Raw genomic sequence first — 18855 nt, 5'->3', positions numbered from 1 at the left:
ATGGTGCGGATGACGACGACGGCGGCGCTCGAACTCGTACAGTTGACCAAGATGTACGGTGGCGTCACCGCCGTTGACGCCATCAACCTCAAGATTCCCCCCGGCTCCTATTGCTGCCTGCTCGGGCCGTCCGGCTGCGGCAAGACATCGACGCTGCGCATGGTGGCCGGCCACGAATCGGTCACTTCAGGCGACATCCTGGTCGGGCCGAAGAATGTAACCGACCTGCCCCCTGCCGATCGAAGCACGGCGATGATGTTCCAGTCTTACGCCCTGTTCCCTCATCTCTCGGTCATCGACAACGTTGCCTTCGCCTTGAAAATGAAAGGCGTCGGCAAGGCTGCACGCCATGCCGAGGCCAACAAGTTGCTGGAGCTCGTCGACATGCAGCCCTATGCGGCAAGGCTGCCAGGCCAGCTTTCCGGTGGCCAGCAGCAGCGAGTCGCACTCGCGCGCGCGCTGATCACCTCTCCTCAAATCCTGCTCCTCGACGAGCCGCTGTCGGCGCTCGATCCGTTCTTGCGGCTGCGGATGAGAGCCGAGTTGAAGAAGCTGCAGCGCGAGCTCGGGCTTACCTTCATCCATGTGACGCATGGCCAGGACGAGGCGATGGCTCTGGCTGATATCGTGGTTCTCATGAACGCGGGCCGGATCGAGCAGCAGGGTTCGCCGCGTGAAATCTTCAACCACCCTCGAACCGAATTCACGGCGAAATTCATCGGCGGCCACAATGTTATTGCTGTGGGTCCCGAGACCTTCGCCGTTCGGGTTGACCGGCTGATGCTGAAGCGACCGAGCGAAGCTGTCGCTGGTCCATCCGTTGCAGGCACCATCAGCGAGGTCGAATACCAGGGAACCTATGTCCGCGTTGTCATTGCCGCCGAGGGTGGCTCCGAGATCTCGGCCCAAGTCACGGAAACCCAATTCGACGCGGCCAGGTACACCGTAGGCGAGCGCGTTCTCGCCACATGGGACCCGACGCAGGTCAGCCTTCTTAAAACCACGAGTCCTGTAATCGCCCGGTCGCCCGAAAGGGCGGCGTGACACCCAAGGAGACAATCATGAGCAAATCCTCGAAATTCGATCGTCGCGTCAGCCGTCGCACCATGCTGAAGGGCGCGGCCGGAGCGGTCGGCCTTGCGGCGGGTTCGGGCGCAATTACCGGATTTCCCTACGTCCATTCAGCCGATCCGAAGGTTCTGCGTTATCTCGGAACGGCGGTGAACGAAGGTGATGAGATCTCGAAGAAGTGTCTGGAAGATACCGGAATCAAGATCGAATACATCACGGCAACCACCGACGACGTGACCAAACGCGTGATCACCCAGCCGAACTCGTTCGATGTGCTCGATACCGAATATTTCTCGCTGAGGAAGCTGGTGCCATCGGGTAATATTTTTGCGCTGGACGCCAAGAAGATCAAGGAATTCGACAACATCACCCCGGTGTTCACCAAGGGTCAGCTGCCGAACGGCAAGAAGATCGGCGATCAGGGCACCGCGCCGTGGAAGGTGCTTTATCTTGAGGGTGCAAACTCCAAGACGTTCTCAAAAACGCCGACCGAATTCGTGACGCTGATCCCGACGGTCTACAATGCCGATACGCTCGGCATCCGGCCGGATCTGATCAAACGGCCAATTTCATCGTGGACCGAATTGCTCAATCCCGAATTCAAGGGCAAGGCCTCGATTCTCAACATTCCGTCGATCGGAATCATGGATGCCGCGATGGTCGTCGAAGCCAGCGGTCAGCACACCTATGCCGACAAGGGCAACATGACGAAGGCCGAGATTGATCTCACCATGAAGATCATGACGGAAGCCAAGAAGGCCGGCCAGTTCCGCGCGTTCTGGAAGGATTTCAACGAATCCGTCAACCTGATGGCCTCGGGTGAAACCGTCATCCAGTCGATGTGGTCGCCTGCGGTCACCAAGGTGCGCTCGATGGGGATCGCCTGCACATTCCAGCCGCTCAAGGAAGGCTATCGCTCATGGGCGTCCGGGTTCTGCGTATCGAAGGCGGTTACGGGGCCAAAGCTCGACTGGGCCTATGAATTCGTGAACTGGTACTTGTCGGGTTGGGCCGGCGCCTATCTCAACCGCCAGGGTTACTATTCGGCTGTGCTGTCCACTGCGAAGGCCAACATGACGGCGGACGAGTGGGGCTACTGGATGGAAGGCAAGGCCGCCGTCAGCGACATCAAGGCACCCGACGGCACGATTCTCGAGAAGGCCGGCACCAAGCGCGACGGGGGATCCTACGAAGACCGCATGGGCGCGGTCGCCTGCTGGAACGCCGTTATGGACGAGAACGATTACATGGTGCGCAAGTGGAATGAATTCATCGCCGCCTGATGCAATCCACAGGAGGACAAGGCGTTTGACAAGTCCTGCTGCGCCATCACCGCGATTCACCGTTCGATGATGCAAGACCGCAAGACCTTCGTTGCCTGGCTTCAGGCTGCACCGATGATGCTCGTTTTCTCGGTGTTCTTCCTCTTGCCGCTGCTTCTTGTGACGATTGTCAGCGCGTGGGACTACAACGAGTATGAAATGATCCCCGCCTTTAGCCTGCGTGGCTACAGCGACACGTTCGAGGGATGCATCGCCGATCTGCCCAACCTCTGCACCATCTTGAAGACCTATCTGAAGACGCTGAAACTGTGTCTGCTGACCTGGAGCCTGACCCTTCTGATCGGCTTCACCGTCGCCTATTTTCTCGCGTTCCACGTCCGGTCCAAAACCTGGCAGATCGTACTTACCTTGCTTTGCACCATCCCGTTCTGGACGTCGAATGTGATCCGCATGATCGCATGGATTCCGCTGCTTGGCCGGAACGGGTTGGTCAACAGGGGGCTCGAGGGCGTGGGACTGATCCGGCAACCGCTGGAGTGGCTCTTGTTCTCGGAGTTCTCCGTCGTACTTGCCCTCGTTCACCTCTTCACATTCTTCATGGTGGTGCCGATCTTCAACTCGATGATTCGCATCGACAAGCGTCTGATCGAAGCCGCCTATGACGCCGGAGCCACCGGATGGCAGACCCTGGTCAACGTCGTTATTCCGCTGGCAAAACCCGGAATCGTCATTGGGTCGATCTTCGTGATCACGATCGTAATGGGCGATTTTGTCACGATAGGCGTGATGGGCGGCCAACAGATTGCATCTGCAGGCAAGATCATCGAGACGCGCCTGAATGCGCTGCAATTCCCGGCCGCTGCGGCCAATGCGGTCATCCTGCTCGGCATCGCGATCCTGATCATTTCGGCGCTGACCCGAATCGTCGATGTTCGCAAGGAGCTGTGAGATGAACGAGAAGCGATCGCGATCCTTCTATCTTCTCGCCGCATTCTTCACCGCTTAACGTCCTGTTTTTATACGGACCGATGTTCGCGATCTACATCCTGTCGTTTCAGGGGCCGGATGGCGGCCTGACATTCCCCATGAATGGGGTGTCCCTGGTGTGGTTCGGCAAGGTGTTCTCCGGCTCAGGCATCGTCGACATCGCCGCGGCTTTCAAGCGGTCGCTTCAGCTCGGCCTCGTCGTCATGGTGCTTACGGTCGTCCTCTCGGTTTCGGCAGGCCTGGCCTTCCGCAGATCGTTCCGCGGCGCGACCTTGCTATTCTACGTGGCCATTGCCAGCCTGATCATGCCATCGATTATTACCTCGCTCGGCATCGCCCTGGAATTCCGGCTGCTTGACGACTTCATCATCAAGAGCGGCGCCACGGATTGGACAACGGCAATGGGGCTTTTTACATCGGGCCTTGGTGCACATCTGACCTGGACCTTGCCTTTTGGTCTCCTGATCATGTTTGCGATCTTCAACAGGTTCGATAGCCGGCTTGAAGAAGCGGCACGCGACCTGGGCGCCACGCCGTGGCAGACATTTCGGCATGTTGTGCTGCCGATCATATTGCCATCGGTTGTCGGTATCGGCCTGTTTGGGTTCACCTTGTCCTGGGACGAACTCGCGCGCTCGAGCCAGACCATCGGCCCTGTCAATACACTGCCCCTTGACCTGCAGGGCCTGACGACCACCGTCACGAAGCCAGATATCTATGCGCTCGGAACGTTGACGAGCGCCGTTTCCTTTCTCGTCATCTTTCTGGCGCTGGTTGTCATTCTTGTGCTTCAGGCCCGGCAGAGACGTCATGGATCGGACGCGGGCAAGGGACTGGTGTAAAATCCCTCACACGCATCCGGATCGTCGCACGGCACCGCCGCCTTGACCGGGAGAGAATGGCCGGGCCAGTGACGCCATTGCAGCCGTGAGAGCCGAGATTGCCGTCATCACGATTTCGGGCAAGGAAGACGCCGGCCGGCAATTCGCAGCCGCCGCGCAGATGTGACTGGCAAGGAGATCGTTCATGAGCGACGCGAACAACTCGAACCACCTGCTCGACGACGAGAGCTTTCTGCGGCACTCGTTCGCGGTTGCGCGCCGCGCGATCAGCCATGGCAATCATCCCTTCGGCGCTGTTCTCGTGAATCGCGAAGGCAGCGTCCTGCTTGAGGTCGAGAACGGCTTCATGCGGTCGCGCGACCGCACGGCCCACGCCGAGCGACTACTGGCGACCATGGCATGCACGACGCTGTCCGCGGACGTGCTGGCGGCTGCGACGCTCTATTCATCCGCCGAGCCCTGCGCGATGTGCGCCGGCGCGATCTATTGGGCGGGCATCGGCCGCGTGGTCTACGGGCTGAGCGAACACCGCTTGCGCGAACTGACAGGCAATCACCCCGAGAATCCGACGCTCGATCTGCCCTGCCGCAATGTGTTCGATAGCGGTCAACGGAAGACAATGGTGGTCGGCCCGTTGCTTGAAGACGAGGCCACGGTCGTGCACGAGGGTATCTGGGGCGCGATAGTCGCGCGGTGATCCCCCAGCTGAACGCCTCCGCGTGCGGACGTGAAAGTGGCGCCGCGGTGTGTCGCGGCGCCACCAGGAGCCACCCGTGGAACGGATCGGGTGGATCAAAACTTCACGGAGATACCGGAGTAGAGCGATTCTTCGGTACAGGAATTGTTGCTGACGCCGGGCGAGACATTGCAGACGACGCTCTTGGCGTGATCGAGGCCGAACTTGTTCTGCCAATAACGGTAGGCCACCCAGACGTCCACGAAATGTGAATACTTCGGGCCCCAAAGCGCCTTGCTCGCGTCGAAGGTCAGACGGATCGGTTCGGAGTTGAGCTCGACGGCCGTACTGATGTTGGTGACCGGATTGAACGCCATCGGTTCGTTCTCGGTGCCTTTCTTGCCGTACCAGCCGGCGCGGCCACTAATCGAGAAATACTGCATGCTCTCGGGCAGGAAGCCGAGATCCATGTAGTAGTTTACTTCGACGGCCCAGGTCGGGTTGAACTTTGTATTGCCGTCGGTGAGGCAGGTCACCCCGGGCACGCCCGGGCCGAACAGCCCGCACTGGTCGAACGCGTTGTGATTGGAGAACTCGTAGTACATCAACGGCGACACGTTGATGTAACCCTTGTAGGGAAGGTTGAACTCGAACTGGAGACCGGCGACGACGTCCCGCTTGGCGGGCGCCAGGAAATTGTTCTCCGTGTTGGCGTCCATGCCGACTTCGAACGAGATGTTGTTCAGCGGCCCCATGCTGAACGCCTTCGTGTTGAAGATCTGATTCCAGCCGAAGGTCGAGCGGAACAGCCCGTAGATCTCGGTCGCGCCGGCGCAGGTTGCTGGAGCTCCCGTGATGGTCACACCGACATTCGAGCACGGTGATGCCGGGTCGTTATGATCCGACTTGTACATCGAGATCGTAAAGAAGTTCTGGCCATAGGCCCAGATATCGAAGTGCGTGAACGAATAGACCTGCTTGGCGGTCTTTCCGTTGATGCTGCCGTCAGGGCGAACGGAGAATACGCCCGGATCCGTGCCGGAGAAAATGTAGGAGTAGGTCACGCGGTCGTCGATGACGAGGAAGAATGGCAGATCAGCTGCCGGCTTGGGTGCCTTGACTGGCAGATCTGCGGCGCTTGCAAGGTTAGCGACCGGCATCAACCCTAATGATAGTGCCGCGGCCGACAAGGTTCGGCGGATGTTGAACATTGTGAAAGACCCCCAGGAGTGAACGCAACGAATTCGTGCTGATGCAGGAGCGTGGCGCAGCTTCGGGGCGAACGGGAAGCCCGAAGTTTCTCCACGCGCTGACGCGTGTTTGATCAGCAACCTCCGCGAGATCAGTTTGGTTGGGTCAGTCCTGCAGCGGTTGACGGCCGCAAAATTCGCTTCGACGGAATTCGGGATTTTTCAAATTATGCCCATCATTGCTCGACTTCCGCGACATTTGCGCACAGCGCGGGGACGTACCGCCGGGGCGCAGGAAATCCGCTGGAATCCTGCAGCGACACGCTGCTCAACTTTGCGTCATCGTTGACCGCTCCACTTTCGAATTGGATCGACAGTCACATTTCTGCAACAACTTCCGCGGACGCCGAAGCGAGGCCGACTGACAGCCTCCCCCGCAAATTTAGGGAACGATTCAATCCTGCCGAAGCCTTGAGCAAGCAATGGCGCTTTTTCCCTACTTACGCGTGCGTAAAAACTGGCCCACTATTGCGGCTCCTCTCTCCACGCATGCGATATCCCGGGATGCCAGACACGACACCTGCCGCGCAGCACACAGGTGCCACGCCGCTTCTGCAGACGGTCGGCTTGACCAAGCGCTACGGTTCGTTTCTCGCCAACGACAAGATCGATCTCGATATTCGGCCGCAAGAGATCCATGCGTTGCTCGGCGAGAACGGCGCCGGAAAATCCACCCTGGTCAAGACGATCTACGGTCTGATCCAGCCGAGCGAGGGCGAGATCCGCTGGCAGGGCAGGACGATCGTGCTGTCTGGGCCATCGGATGCGCGCGCACATGGAATCGGCATGGTGTTCCAGCATTTCTCGCTGTTCGACAATCTTACGGTCGCCGAGAATGTTGCGCTCGGCCTCGACGGCAAGGAGCCGTTCAAGGACATGTCGGCGCGCCTCGAGCAGGTGTCGCGTACATACGGACTTCCACTCGATCCGAAGCGGGAGGTCTGGCAGCTTTCGGTTGGCGAGCGGCAGCGTATCGAGATCGTGCGCGCGCTGATGCAGAATCCACAATTCCTGATCCTCGACGAGCCGACAGCCGTGCTGACACCTCAGGAGGCCGATCAGCTCTTCATCGTGCTCAATCGCCTCAAGGCCGAAGGCCGCGCGATTCTCTACATCAGCCACAAGCTGGACGAGGTGAAGCGGCTCTGCGACACCGCAACGATCCTGCGCGGCGGACGGAAGGTCGAGACCTGCAATCCCAGGGCTGAGACCGCGGCGTCACTTGCGCGCATGATGGTCGGCAGCGAGATCATGGAAGTGAAGGCTGCGGCGAGCCGGCAGATCACCGTGCCTCGCCTGCTGGTCAACGACCTCAACCTCACACCCGACGATCCGCACGGCATCCGGCTCGAGCACATCTCGTTCGAGCTCCGGGGTGGTGAAATTCTAGGCATCGCCGGTGTCGCCGGTAACGGGCAGGACGAACTGTTCGCAGCCCTTTCCGGCGAGCGGCTGGCGAAGGACCCGGGCACGATCGTGATCGACGGACACGCGGCGGGGCACCTGTCGATCACCAAGCGCCGCAAGCTGGGTGCGGCCTTCATCCCGGAGGAAAGGCTCGGCCACGGCACGGCGCCGCGCATGCGGCTCTCGGAAAACGCCCTCCTGACCGGCCACGCCATCGGCAATATGGTGCTTCATGGCTTCGTGAACACGGCCGCAACCCTGAAGACCGTCGACCGCACGACCGAGACTTTCGACGTGCGCAAAGCCAAGCGCGACCCGGAGGCGGCGAGCCTGTCGGGCGGCAAACCTGCAGAAATTCATCGTCGGCCGCGAAATCCTCCGCGATCCCGTCGTGCTGATCGTGAACCAGCCGACCTGGGGCGTCGACGCGGGTGCGGCCGCCGTGATCCGGCAGGCCCTGCTCGATCTTGCCGCAGGCGGCGCCGCGGTGCTGGTGACGAGCCAGGACCTCGACGAACTTGCCGAAATCACCGACCGCATCGCCGTGATGTTCCATGGCCGGCTGTCGGCCCCCGTGCCAACCGCCGAAGCCAGCCGCGAGACACTCGGCCTGCTGATGGGCGGCAGCAGCATCGAAGCTCCGGAGGCACCTCATGCAACTCGTGCTTGAGAAGCGCGCCGAGCGCTCGGCCACGATCGCGCTCATCTCGCCGCTGATCGCAATCGGACTCACGATCGCCACCTTGTGCATCGTGTTCACATTGCTCGGCAAGAATCCGATTGCCGCGCTCGCCGTCTACTTCATCGATCCTCTGACCGACGGCTACTCCCTGCAGGAAATCGCGGTCAAGGCGACGCCGCTGGTCATGATCGCGATCGGCCTGTCGTTGTGCTATCTCGCCAACGCCTGGAATATCGGTGCCGAAGGCCAATTCCTGGTCGGCGCGGTGGCCGGGAGTTGGCTCGCGGTGAAGACCCAGGGCACCGATGCCGGCCACTGGGTGTTGCCGGCGATGCTCGTGCTCGGCGCGGCCGCGGGCGCGCTCTACGCACTGATTCCGGCGATCTGCAAGGTGCGGTTCGGCGCCAGCGAGATCCTGACCTCGCTGATGCTGGTCTATGTCGCCGACCTCTTGCTGGACTATCTCGTGCGCGGTCCCTGGCGTGATCCGCAAGGCTTCAACTTTCCGACCACGGCCGAGTTCGATCCGGTGGCGACCGTGCCGACGCTGATCGAAGGCGGCCGGCTGCATCTTGGCTCGATCATCGCACTGTTCGTGGTGGCCGCCGGCGCGGTGCTGCTCGGCAGGACCATCAAGGGCTTCGAGATCCGGGTCGTCGGCGCCGCGCCGCGGGCAGCGCGGTTCGGCGGGTTCAACGCCAATCAACTGGTGCTGCTGACCTTTGCAATCTCCGGCGCGCTGGCCGGGCTCGCCGGCATCATCGAGGTGGCCGGCCCGGTCGGCCATCTGCAGCCCGGGATTTCGCCTGGTTATGGCTTCACTGCGATCATCGTCGCCTTCCTCGGGCGACTGAACCCGATTGGAATATTAATTGCAGGACTGTTCCTCGCATTGACCTTTATCGGCGGCGAGCAGGCCCAGATCGCGATGAAAATCCCGTTGGACGTCACCAAGGTGTTCCAGGGCATCCTGCTGTTCTACGTGCTCGCCTGCGATTCCCTGATCCTCTACCGCTTTCGGCTTATTTCCTCATCGCCAAAGGTGCAACGTGGGGCTCATTGAGGCCATCATCCTGTCGGTGCTGGCGGCTTCCACGCCGCTGTTGCTCGCAGCCACCGGCGAACTCGTGACCGAGCGCTCGGGTGTGCTCAACCTCGGCGTCGAAGGCATGATGATCGTCGGCGCGGCCTGCGGCTTCGGCGGCGCGTGGCTCTCCGGTTCGACCATCGTCGGCGTGCTCTGCGGCATGGTCGCCGGCACCCTGATGTCGCTGATCTTTGCGCTGATGGCGCTCGGGCTCGCGGTCAATCAGGTCGCGACCGGCCTCGCGCTGACCATCCTCGGAATCGGATTGTCCGGCCTGATCGGCGCCGGCTTCGTCGGCGAACGCATCACGCCGGCGCCGCATCTCCGCATTCCGGGCCTCAGCGACATTCCGCTGGCGGGGCGCATCCTGTTTGGAGAGGACGGATTTGTCTATCTCTCGATCGCCCTGGTGGTCGGCGTCTGGTGGTTCCTGTATCGGACGCGGGCCGGGCTGATCTTGCGCGCCTGCGGCGACAACCACGTCTCCGCCCATGCGTTGGGCTATCCGGTGCTCCGGATCCGGCTCTATGCGGTGATGTTCGGCGGTGCCTGCGCCGGGCTCGCCGGCGCCTATCTCTGCCGCTCGCCTACACGCCCTTCTTCATTCCCGGCATGACGGCGGGCCGCGGCTGGATCGCATTGGCGCTGACCGTTTTCGCGAGCTGGCGGCCGGCCCGGCTGGTCGTCGGAGCTTACCTGTTCGGCGCCGTCACCATTCTTCAGCTCCACGCGCAAGGCGCCGGCATCGGAATTCCATCTCAGTTCATGTCGTCGCTGCCCTATCTCGCGACCATCATCGTTCTGGTTCTGCTCTCGCGCGCGCGCACCGGCGGCTCGACGGCGCCCGCTGCGCTCGGAACCGTATTCGTGCCGGACCGCTAGCTTGATGTCGGTACGTGCCGCGATGGGGCGCCCACGTTCCGTACTATGGTTTCCCCGTTTGGAGATTGAGATGAAGAGAACATTATTTGCGGCGGCAGCGATTCTCCTGGCCGGATGCATCAACAGCGGCGCCTGGGCCGCCGACAAGCTGAAGGTTGGCTTTATCTATCTCGGACCGGTCGGCGACCTCGGCTGGACCTATCAGCACGAACTGGCGCGCCAGGCTCTTGTGAAGGAACTTGGCGACAAGATCGAAACGACATTCCTCGAGAACGTGCCGGAAGGACCGGACGCCGAACGCGCGATCGAACAGCTCGTGCGCGCCGGCAACAAACTGATCTTCACCACATCCTTCGGCTACATGGATCCGACGCTGAAGGTTGCGAAGAAATATCCCAATGTGCACTTCGAACATTGCTCGGGATACAAGCGTGACAAGAACATGTCGACCTATTCGGCGCGCTGGTACCAGGGCCGCTACATCCAGGGTCAGATCGCGGCCAAGATGTCGAAGGCCGGCGTGCTCGGCTACATCGGCTCCTTCCCGATTCCGGAGGTCGTGTCGGGCATCAACGCGACGATGCTGGGCGCCCAGACCATCAACCCGAACATCAAGGTCAAGATCATCTGGGTGAACTCCTGGTTCGATCCCGGCAAGGAAGCCGACGCCGCCAAGGCGCTGCTCGACCAGGGCGCCGATATGATCATGCAGCACACCGACAGCCCGGCTGCAATGCAGGTGTCAAGCGAACGCGGCAAGCTCGCATTCGGCCAGGACTCTGAAATGATCAAGTTCGGTCCCAAGGCGCAGCTGACCTCGATCCTCGACACCTGGGCGCCCTATTACATTGAGCGCGTCAAGGCCGAGCTCGCCGGCACCTGGAAGTCCGAAGACACCTGGGGCGGCCTCGAAAGCAAGATGTTCGAGATGGCTCCCTACACCAACATGCCCGACGACGTGAAGAAGATGGCGGAGGACACTCAGGCCGCTATCGCCTCCGGCAAGCTCCATCCATTCAAGTGCCCCGTCGTCACGCAGGACGGCAAGGACGTCGAATGCAAGGGCGGCGATCACCTCGAGGACACTCAGATCCTGGGCATGAATTTCTACGTCAAAGGGATCGACGACAAGCTCCCCGGGAAATAGACCCGATCACGACCAGGCTCGGGCTCGGGTGATCCGGCCCGAGTCTCCTTGCGCGCTATCCCGCGTGCATCGCATTCGCAGCTGCGCTGTGACGTCGGATGAGGTCCGGGACATCGAGCCCGGGAATGGCTCCGTCGATCACGACCCATCTCCCTGCCACCATCACGCGATCGGCACGATGTGCGCCGCAAAGCACCAACGCGGCAAGTGGGTCGCCAGAGCCGGAGAAGCGTAGCTCATCAAGCTTGAACAGCGCGAGATCAGCCGCCTTGCCGACGGCGATCTCGCCCAGTTCCGGACGGCCGACGCAGGCGGCCGAGCCCCTGGTCGCCCATCGCAACGCATCCTTGTGGCTGACCTTCGTTACGCCGTAACGGGCACGCTGCAGCAGGAACGCGGCGCGGACTTCCTGCATCAGGTTGGATCCGTCGTTCGACGCCGAGCCGTCGACACCGAGCCCGATCACCACGCCAGCCTCCTCCATCTCGCAGACCGGACAGCAACCGGACGCCAGGATCTGGTTGCTGCAGGCGCAATGGCTGATGGTCGTTCCGGCCCCGGCCAGCCGTTTCATCTCCTGTGCATCGAAGAAGATGCCGTGAGCCAGCCACGTCCGGGCATTCAGCCATCCACACTGCTCGAGGTAATCGAGCGGGCGACAGCCATACATCTGCTGGCAAAACCTGCTCTCGTCTTCGGTCTCGGCAAGATGCGTGTGCAGCCGGACATCGAGCCTATCGGCGAGATCGGCAGTTGCGCGCATCAACGACGTCGTCACCGAAAATGGCGAACATGGCGCCAGGGCGATCTGCACCATCGCGTCCACGCCGCGCTCATGATGCTTCGATACCAGCCGTGCGCTGTCGGCAAGGATCGCATCCTCGTCTTGCACCACACTGTCTGGCGGCAATCCACCGTCACGCTGCGAGAGGTTCATCGAACCGCGCGTGAGCAGCACACGGACACCCAGCCGCCTTGCCACCGCGACCTCGATGTCGATCGCCTCCTCAAGGCCCGCCGGAAACACGTAGTGGTGATCGGTGGTCATGGTGCAACCGGACAGCAGCAGCTCGGACATCGCGACGCTGACGCCGAGTTCGAGCGATTGCGGGGTCAGTCGCGCCCACACCGGATACAGCGCCCGCAGCCAGGGAAACAGCTCGCGATCCATCGCAGCCGGCAGCGCCCGCGTCAGCGTCTGATAGAAATGATGGTGGGTATTGATCAGCCCGGGCAGCACGACATGAGCGCTCGCATCGTAGACCGCAACATTCGCCGTCGTCGGCTGATGCCCGGCGCCCACGCACTCGACGATCTTGCCGCCATGGACCACAACGCCGCGTTCGGCTCCGTTGGCCAGAATCGAGAGGGGATCCTTGATCCAGATTGCCTGCATTTGATTCATCATTTCGTCTCCCGAGCCGGCGAACGTCATTCCTGACCTGCAAGGACCGTCCCACGTCCCGCGAGACTTGGCGTTGCTCTTGCAGGACTTCATAGTCAATGATGCAACTGGTTGAAAGCGCTGGCGTATCCATGGACCTGAACACCATTACCGAGGTCGTCCGTCCGCTGTCGCGGGCGCAATTGCCCGTTTGGGCGGCAGGCGATGCCTGGCTCGCGGGCGGGACCTGGTTGTTCTCGGAGCCCCAGGTGCATCTCATCCGCCTGATCGATCTCGTTGAGCTAAATTGGCCGGCCCTCACGATTGATGACACGCATCTGAGCATTGCGGCGACCTGTACGGTCGCGCAGCTCGATGCCTTGGCCTGCCCGCCGGACTGGATGGCCGCGCCGCTGATCAACCAGTGCTGTCGTGCCTTCCTCGCCTCCTTCAAGATCTGGAAGACCGCGACCGTCGGCGGCAACATCTGCATGTCGCTCCCTGCGGGACCGATGATTTCACTGACCTCGGCGCTCGATGGCGTGTGCACGATCTGGCCAGCCCGCGGCGGCGAGCGAACCATCCCGGTCATGGACTTCGTGACCGGCGATCATGCAAACGTGCTGGCCCCCGGTGACCTGCTGCGGCAAATCGATATCCCGATCGCTGCCCTGAAGCGGCGCTCGGCATTCCGCCAGATTTCGCTGACGCCGGTCGGCCGCTCAGCCGCTCTGCTGATCGGCAGCGTCGACAACAACGGCAGTTTCACACTGACCGTCACCGCCTCGACGGTGCGGCCGGTGCAATTGTCGTTTCCTGCTGTGCCTCGTGCCGACCAACTCCGCGACACGATCCAGCGGCGCATTGCGGATGGCCTCTACCACGCCGACGTCCATGGCAGACCGCTATGGCGCAAGCACATGACGCTACGGCTTGCCGAGGAGATCCGCGACGAATTGCAGGCGCACCCATGACGTTCGAGATCAACGGCAAGACGTTCTCGAATCCACCGCGTCCCGGACAATGCCTGCGCACGTTCCTGCGCGAGCTCGGTCATCTCGGCGTCAAGAAGGGCTGCGATGCCGGCGACTGCGGCGCCTGCACGGTGCTGCTCGACGGCGAGCCGGTCCATAGCTGCCTGATCCCGGCATTCCGCGCCGACGGCCATGCGATAACCACCATCGAGGGCTTTGCCGGCATCACCGGCACGCATCCGCTGCAGCAGGCCTTTCTCGATGCGCAGGGATTCCAGTGCGGCTTCTGCACTGCCGGCATGATCCTGACCTGCGCCTCGCTGAACCAGGCACAACGGCAGGACCTGGACGCGGCGTTGAAGGGCAATATCTGCCGCTGCACCGGCTATCGTTCGATCCAGGACGCGCTCGACGGCAAGACCAACATAGAGGACGCCACGGCCGGCACGGCCTTTGGCCGCAGCCTGCCCGCCCCCGCGGGCCCCCTGGTCGTGCGCGGTGCAGCGCCCTACACCTTCGACACGACGATCGACGGCCTGCTGCACATCAAGCTCCTGCGTTCTCCTCACGCCCACGCGAGAATAGTCGCGATCGATAAGACCGATGCGCTGAAGGCCGCCGGCGTCCACGCGGTGCTGACGCATGAGGACGCGCCCGATTGCCTGTTCTCGACCGCGCGGCATGAGCGCGACTGGATGGATCCCGATGACACCAGGGTGCTCGACACGACCATCCGCTTCATCGGTCAGAAGGTCGCGGCTGTCGTGGCGGACAGCAAAGCCGCCGCGGAAAATGCCTGCCGGCTCATCAAGGTCGCGTATGAGATCCTTCCCGCCGTGTTCGATCCCACCGAATCTATCGCCGCAGGCGCTCCGGCCATTCATGCCGACAAGACGACCGCGCATCGCGTCGCCAATGCCGCGCGCAACATTGTCGCCGAAACGCATGGCGAATTTGGCGACGTCACACGCGGATTCGCCGAGGCGGCTGTCACCTATGAGGGTACCTTCACGACCCAACGCGTCCAGCACGCCGCACTGGAGACCCATGGCGGGCTGGCATGGCTTGACGCCTCGGGCGTGCTCAACGTCCGTTCCAGCACGCAGGTCCCATTCCTGACCCGCCGCGCGTTGGCCAGCCTTTTCAAGCTGCCGACCGACAAGGTCCGGGTGTTCTGCGAGCGCGTCGGCGGCGGCTTCGGCGGCAAGCAGGAGATGCTCGTCGAAGACATCCTGGCGCTCGCCGCGCTCCGCACGGGACGGCCGGTCAAGCTCGAACTCACACGCGAAGAGCAATTCACGGCGACCTCGACGCGGCATCCAATGCGGGTGACAGTCAAGGCGGGGGCCGACAAGGACGGCAATCTGACAGCCCTGCAGCTCGATGTGCTGTCGAACACGGGTGCCTATGGCAATCACGCAGGCCCTGTGCTCTTCCACGCGGTCAGCGAATGCATCAGCGTCTACAACTGCCCGAACAAGAAGGTCGATGCGATTGCCTGCTACACGAACACGCTGCCGGCCGGCGCCTTCCGCGGCTATGGCCTGCCGCAGACGCTGATCGCCGTCGAGGCGGCCATCGACGAACTCGCCAAACAACTCGGCATCTCGCCGTTCGATATACGCCGTCGCAATGTCGTCAGGCCGGGCGACCCGATGCTCTCGCCACCCGGCTCCGAATATCACGACGTGACGTACGGCTCCTACGGCCTCGACCAGTGTCTCGATCTGGTTGAGCGCGCGATGTCAGCGGAAACCCCCACGCCGCAGCTCTCCGCCGACTGGCTGGTCGGCGACGGCATCGCGCTGACCATGATCGATACCGTGCCTCCCGCCGGCCACATCGCGGATTGCAGGATTATGCTCTGCGACGACGGGCATTTCGAGCTGACCGTCGGCACCGCGGAATTCGGTAACGGCACCAGCACGGTGCATCGCCAGATCGCGGCCACCGTGCTCGCCACATCAGTCGATCGTATCCGCCTGAGACAATCCGACACCGCGCATGGCGGCCACGACACCGGCGCCTATGGCAGCGCGGGGATTTTCGTGGCCGGAAGCGCGACTCAGGCCGCGGCCGAGAATCTGGCGGGCGACCTGAAGGCGCTGGCCTGCCGTCTGGCTGGAGGTGATCCTGGCACCTGCGTGCTGGAGGCAGAACACGCTGTCTGCGGCAGGCAGCAACTGTCCTATGTCGAGCTTGCGTGCTCGGCGCGCGGCAGCGGCCAGGTCCTGCAAGCCAGCGGTACGTCGGAGGGAACGCCGCGGTCGGTCGCATTCAACGTGCAGGGGTTTCGCGTCGCGGTGAACAAGGGCACCGGCGCGCTGAAGATCCTGAGGAGCGTGCAGGCCGCCGATGCCGGCCGTATCGCCAACCCGATGCAGTGCCGCGGTCAGGTCGAGGGCGGAGTGGCGCAATCGCTGGGCGCGGCACTTTACGAGGAGTTGGTGATCGACAGCGGCGGCCGCGTGATCAATCCAAGTTTCCGGGACTATCACTTGCCATCTTTCGCAGACGTGCCGCGCACCGACGTCTATTTTGCCGACACCTCCGACAGCGTCGGCCCGATGGGAGCGAAATCGATGAGCGAGAGCCCCTACAACCCCGTCGCCGCCGCGCTCGGCAACGCCATCGCCAACGCCACCGGCATCCGCTTTACCGACGTTCCCTTCAAGCCTGACCGGCTGTTTCCGGAACTGCTGAAGAAATTCGGCTAATGTCTCGGGCAGCCCCTATCTCCGCCCCACCGTACACTCGATCTGGCCATGCGGCTCGTCGGTGGGGAGGAACACGTCGTTGTTGTTGTCCAGTCCGAAAGGCGAAAGATTCATCGGGATGAAGTGCATGTTCGGGCAAGCCATGCTGATCTCGGATATCTCGGGTACTGCTGCGAGTGCCGCCTCTCCCATGCGGTATAGACTGTCCTGCACGCTCTTGCTGTAGGTTGTCGAAAAGACCTTCAGCAAGGTATCGAGGATATGTGAATTCGCTGCCGGATAGCTTTCGGGCTTTGCGGACCATGCCCACGACGCGACCATGCTGGTCGCGCAGATGCGATCTGCGGTCTCCGGGATCGTGGTGTAGCGGTCCTTGACATAGTTCTCCCAGCCCGACTGGGTCGACTTCATGAATGCGAACCCATCGATACCCGAAGCCAGCGCCGGCCCGCCGGTGCGCGTCATCGTGACTTCAACCGTCGGACGACCGTTGGCGTCGAGCACGAAACTGTGCGGGTGTGGCTTGCCGTCAAAACTCAGGCGGGTCCATTTGGTCTCTTGCGAAGTAATCGCGACGGATGAAATCTGCTGATAGGTGTCGAGATATTTTCTCGCCAACACCTGGCAGAACTCCTCGGCACAAAGGCCGGTGTTTTCGCGCGCCACGATGTTGACGATGTTCTTGATGGTGTCGGTCGAGACCGTCATCCTGTTGTCGGCGTGGGTAAAGGTGGGAGCGAAATCGCCTTCGAGCATCGCCCTGATGCTCAATTGACTGACCTCCTGCCGCTCTCCGTCACGGTGAATCCGCAACACGCGGACCCGGCCCTTGCCATATCGGTTCTTGATCAGCGACACGTCAAAGTCTCCAGCAATGGCACCAGGCCGGCAACGCCCGCCGCCTCTCGCAGCCAGTATCGAGCAACGTTCGTGCCATCGGCAAGCCCATGCCACGCACTCTGGACGGATAAAGAATGCCGATCACCGGATTGAGCTGCTCCGCAGCTCGGCTATCGCTGCCGGAATCTTCACCACGCTTGCCGAACCTTTCAGCAACCGTCCACCGCTTGCGCTTCCGCACCCAGGGCCGTTTCGGTGGAATCAAGGCGGGGGTCCGGACTCCAGTTGACGCGTTTTCTTTTCACCAACCGAAGCTCACGTCGCTCTCGAAACACTAGCTGCCACGATAGGTCGCGTAGCTCCATGGCGTCACGAGCAGCGGCACATGGAGATGCCCTTCGGGTTCGCTGACGGAAAAGCGCAGGGGTATCCTGTCAAGGAACGGTGGATCAGACAACGGCACGCCGCGCCTGGCGAAATAATCGCCGACGCTGAACAGCAGCTCGTATGTCCCGGCCGGAACGGGACGGCCGCCAATCAAGGGCTGGTCCGTCCGGCCGTCGGCGTTGGTCAAGGCGCGCGTCACCACGCGGCTCGTGCCCAGCCCTGCGAGTTCGATCAGTTCGACCGCAATCCCGGCAGCGGGCTTGCCGCTGTGGGTATCCAGCACGTGGGTCGAGAGACGTCCGTGAACGGCCAGCCGGTCGTCAGCCATCACGATCTGGTCGAGCCTCAGGGCCGCGATGCGACAGATCTCCTCCACCGAGGTCTGCATTTCGACCGCGATGTCATTCGGCAGACGTCGCTCGAAATCACGTAGAATGGAGTCCTTGGTGTGGCGGCGCACGCAGACGATGTAAGGAAATCCGAACTTGGCGCGGTAGGCATTGTTGACGCGCTGAAACGCATCGTATTCCGCACCCGACAGCCGATCGAGCCCCGCGCTATTTTGCTCGGCGAAGGAATCATCGGTGAGACCCGCTGCACGCTGCGTCTTGTCAGCGAGGTCGGGATGCATCTTGATCAGTGCCAGTCGCAGTTCGGACGGTGCCTGCTCGACCGCCGCCTTCATCGCCATGAACAATTGAGCGATACCGGCATACGGCCGCTTCATCGCAACCTGTTCGGCAAACCCACGGCGAATGTTCGAAGACATTGGCGAGGGCCGCGACAAAGTCGTCTCGGCTCGCATTGTTGAGATCGATCAACGTCGTCATGAATTCGTCCGCTGGTCCATTCGATGGATGGCTCTTCGACATGCGGCGCGCCGGACGGTCATTCCGCGCGATGCGCCGCACGCTGCAATGCACTAGTCCCCCGGTTTCCGCCGGTCGTAGGACAAACCGAATAATCCGGTCCGCTGCGTTTCCGGTTCGGGCGGCGGCGCAGCTTCGTTGGACTCGGCCGCTGGCGCTGCAGCGACCGGCACGTCCTGGCATTTCATCGAATAGACCAGCTCGCCTTTCGCAGTCCGGCCGATCGGCGCGCAAATGTCTGCTGGTACGGTCGCAGCTTTCGGAACGGCTTTGGGCGCCGGCCGCGTCTCGGCCGCCGCCGGCGAAGCGGCCAACAGCATGACTAACAAGATTTTCGTCTTCATCGGCTGTGTGTTCTCGGATGGTGTGT

The 18855-nt window shown here is 62.0% G+C and carries 13 protein-coding genes and 4 pseudogenes; 12 read left to right on the top strand and 5 right to left on the bottom strand.

Annotation, left to right across the window (positions count from 1 at the left end):
• The first annotated feature begins 9 nt into the window (after positions 1–9).
• The 5 genes and pseudogenes from ACVWW1_RS32940 (at position 10) to ACVWW1_RS32920 (ending at position 4880) form a co-directional block, all read left to right on the top strand.
• The gene (locus tag ACVWW1_RS32940; protein ID WP_456658751.1) at positions 10–1044 is read left to right on the top strand and encodes an ABC transporter ATP-binding protein; all 1035 of its coding nucleotides are present in this window, start codon (positions 10–12) and stop codon (positions 1042–1044) included.
• 17 nt (positions 1045–1061) lie between these two features.
• Positions 1062–2354 carry an ABC transporter substrate-binding protein gene (locus ACVWW1_RS32935; RefSeq protein ID WP_456658750.1) on the top strand — a complete coding sequence of 431 codons (1293 nt, stop codon included), beginning with the start codon at positions 1062–1064 and terminating at the stop codon, positions 2352–2354.
• Positions 2355–2420: 66 nt separating this feature from the next.
• Complete coding sequence (locus ACVWW1_RS32930; protein WP_456658749.1) at positions 2421–3302, top strand: ABC transporter permease; 882 nt, start codon at positions 2421–2423, stop codon at positions 3300–3302.
• Between the two features lies 1 nt (position 3303).
• Positions 3304–4183: pseudogene (locus ACVWW1_RS32925) on the top strand (ABC transporter permease).
• 184 nt (positions 4184–4367) lie between these two features.
• On the top strand, positions 4368–4880 hold the full coding sequence (locus ACVWW1_RS32920) for a nucleoside deaminase (protein ID WP_456658748.1): 513 nt from the start codon (positions 4368–4370) through the stop codon (positions 4878–4880).
• A 95-nt stretch (positions 4881–4975) separates the two neighbouring features.
• Here the strand turns inward: ACVWW1_RS32920 and ACVWW1_RS32915 are convergent, their stop codons facing one another.
• Positions 4976–6070: a hypothetical protein gene (locus ACVWW1_RS32915; RefSeq protein ID WP_207833813.1), complete on the bottom strand. Its 1095-nt coding sequence runs from the start codon at positions 6068–6070 to the stop codon at positions 4976–4978.
• Between the two features lie 543 nt (positions 6071–6613).
• Here ACVWW1_RS32915 and ACVWW1_RS32910 point away from each other — a divergent pair.
• The 4 genes and pseudogenes from ACVWW1_RS32910 (at position 6614) to ACVWW1_RS32895 (ending at position 11314) form a co-directional block, all read left to right on the top strand.
• A pseudogene (locus tag ACVWW1_RS32910) lies at positions 6614–8186 on the top strand (ABC transporter ATP-binding protein).
• On the top strand, positions 8170–9261 hold the full coding sequence (locus ACVWW1_RS32905; protein WP_456658747.1) for an ABC transporter permease: 1092 nt from the start codon (positions 8170–8172) through the stop codon (positions 9259–9261). The pseudogene ACVWW1_RS32910 and the gene ACVWW1_RS32905 overlap by 17 nt, the downstream one beginning before the upstream one ends.
• A pseudogene (locus ACVWW1_RS32900) lies at positions 9248–10167 on the top strand (ABC transporter permease). The gene ACVWW1_RS32905 and the pseudogene ACVWW1_RS32900 overlap by 14 nt, the downstream one beginning before the upstream one ends.
• Positions 10168–10237: 70 nt before the next feature.
• Positions 10238–11314 carry a BMP family ABC transporter substrate-binding protein gene (locus ACVWW1_RS32895; RefSeq protein ID WP_212316713.1) on the top strand — a complete coding sequence of 359 codons (1077 nt, stop codon included), beginning with the start codon at positions 10238–10240 and terminating at the stop codon, positions 11312–11314.
• 55 nt (positions 11315–11369) lie between these two features.
• Here ACVWW1_RS32895 and ACVWW1_RS32890 read toward each other — a convergent pair whose 3' ends face one another.
• Positions 11370–12719, bottom strand: a complete 1350-nt coding sequence (locus ACVWW1_RS32890; protein ID WP_456658746.1) for an 8-oxoguanine deaminase — start codon at positions 12717–12719, stop codon at positions 11370–11372.
• A 131-nt stretch (positions 12720–12850) separates the two neighbouring features.
• On the opposite strand from ACVWW1_RS32890, the gene ACVWW1_RS32885 reads away from it, so the two are divergent.
• On the top strand, positions 12851–13672 hold the full coding sequence (locus ACVWW1_RS32885; protein WP_456658745.1) for an FAD binding domain-containing protein: 822 nt from the start codon (positions 12851–12853) through the stop codon (positions 13670–13672).
• Positions 13669–16389, top strand: coding sequence for a molybdopterin-dependent oxidoreductase (locus tag ACVWW1_RS32880; protein WP_456658744.1), 2721 nt, complete (start codon positions 13669–13671; stop codon positions 16387–16389). Before ACVWW1_RS32885 ends, ACVWW1_RS32880 begins: the two co-directional genes overlap by 4 nt.
• Positions 16390–16404: 15 nt before the next feature.
• Here the strand turns inward: ACVWW1_RS32880 and pucL are convergent, their stop codons facing one another.
• Both pucL and uraD read right to left on the bottom strand, forming a co-directional pair.
• A complete protein-coding gene (gene pucL / locus ACVWW1_RS32875) occupies positions 16405–17247 on the bottom strand; it encodes a factor-independent urate hydroxylase (RefSeq protein ID WP_456658743.1) in 843 nt (280 codons plus the stop codon).
• A gap of 316 nt (positions 17248–17563) precedes the next feature.
• Positions 17564–18446: pseudogene (uraD, locus tag ACVWW1_RS32870) on the bottom strand (2-oxo-4-hydroxy-4-carboxy-5-ureidoimidazoline decarboxylase).
• On the opposite strand from uraD, the gene ACVWW1_RS32865 reads away from it, so the two are divergent.
• Positions 18372–18542, top strand: coding sequence for a hypothetical protein (locus ACVWW1_RS32865; protein ID WP_456660855.1), 171 nt, complete (start codon positions 18372–18374; stop codon positions 18540–18542). The pseudogene uraD and the gene ACVWW1_RS32865 sit on opposite strands and share 75 nt — an antisense overlap.
• Here the strand turns inward: ACVWW1_RS32865 and ACVWW1_RS32860 are convergent.
• Positions 18539–18829: a hypothetical protein gene (locus ACVWW1_RS32860; RefSeq protein ID WP_456658742.1), complete on the bottom strand. Its 291-nt coding sequence runs from the start codon at positions 18827–18829 to the stop codon at positions 18539–18541. The genes ACVWW1_RS32865 and ACVWW1_RS32860 overlap by 4 nt on opposite strands.
• Positions 18830–18855: the final 26 nt, after the last annotated feature.

The sequence above is a fragment of the Bradyrhizobium sp. JR3.5 genome, assembly GCF_054057015.1.
The sequence above is the reverse complement of the archived record's forward strand: the minus strand, read 5'-3'. Positions and strand labels throughout refer to the sequence as shown.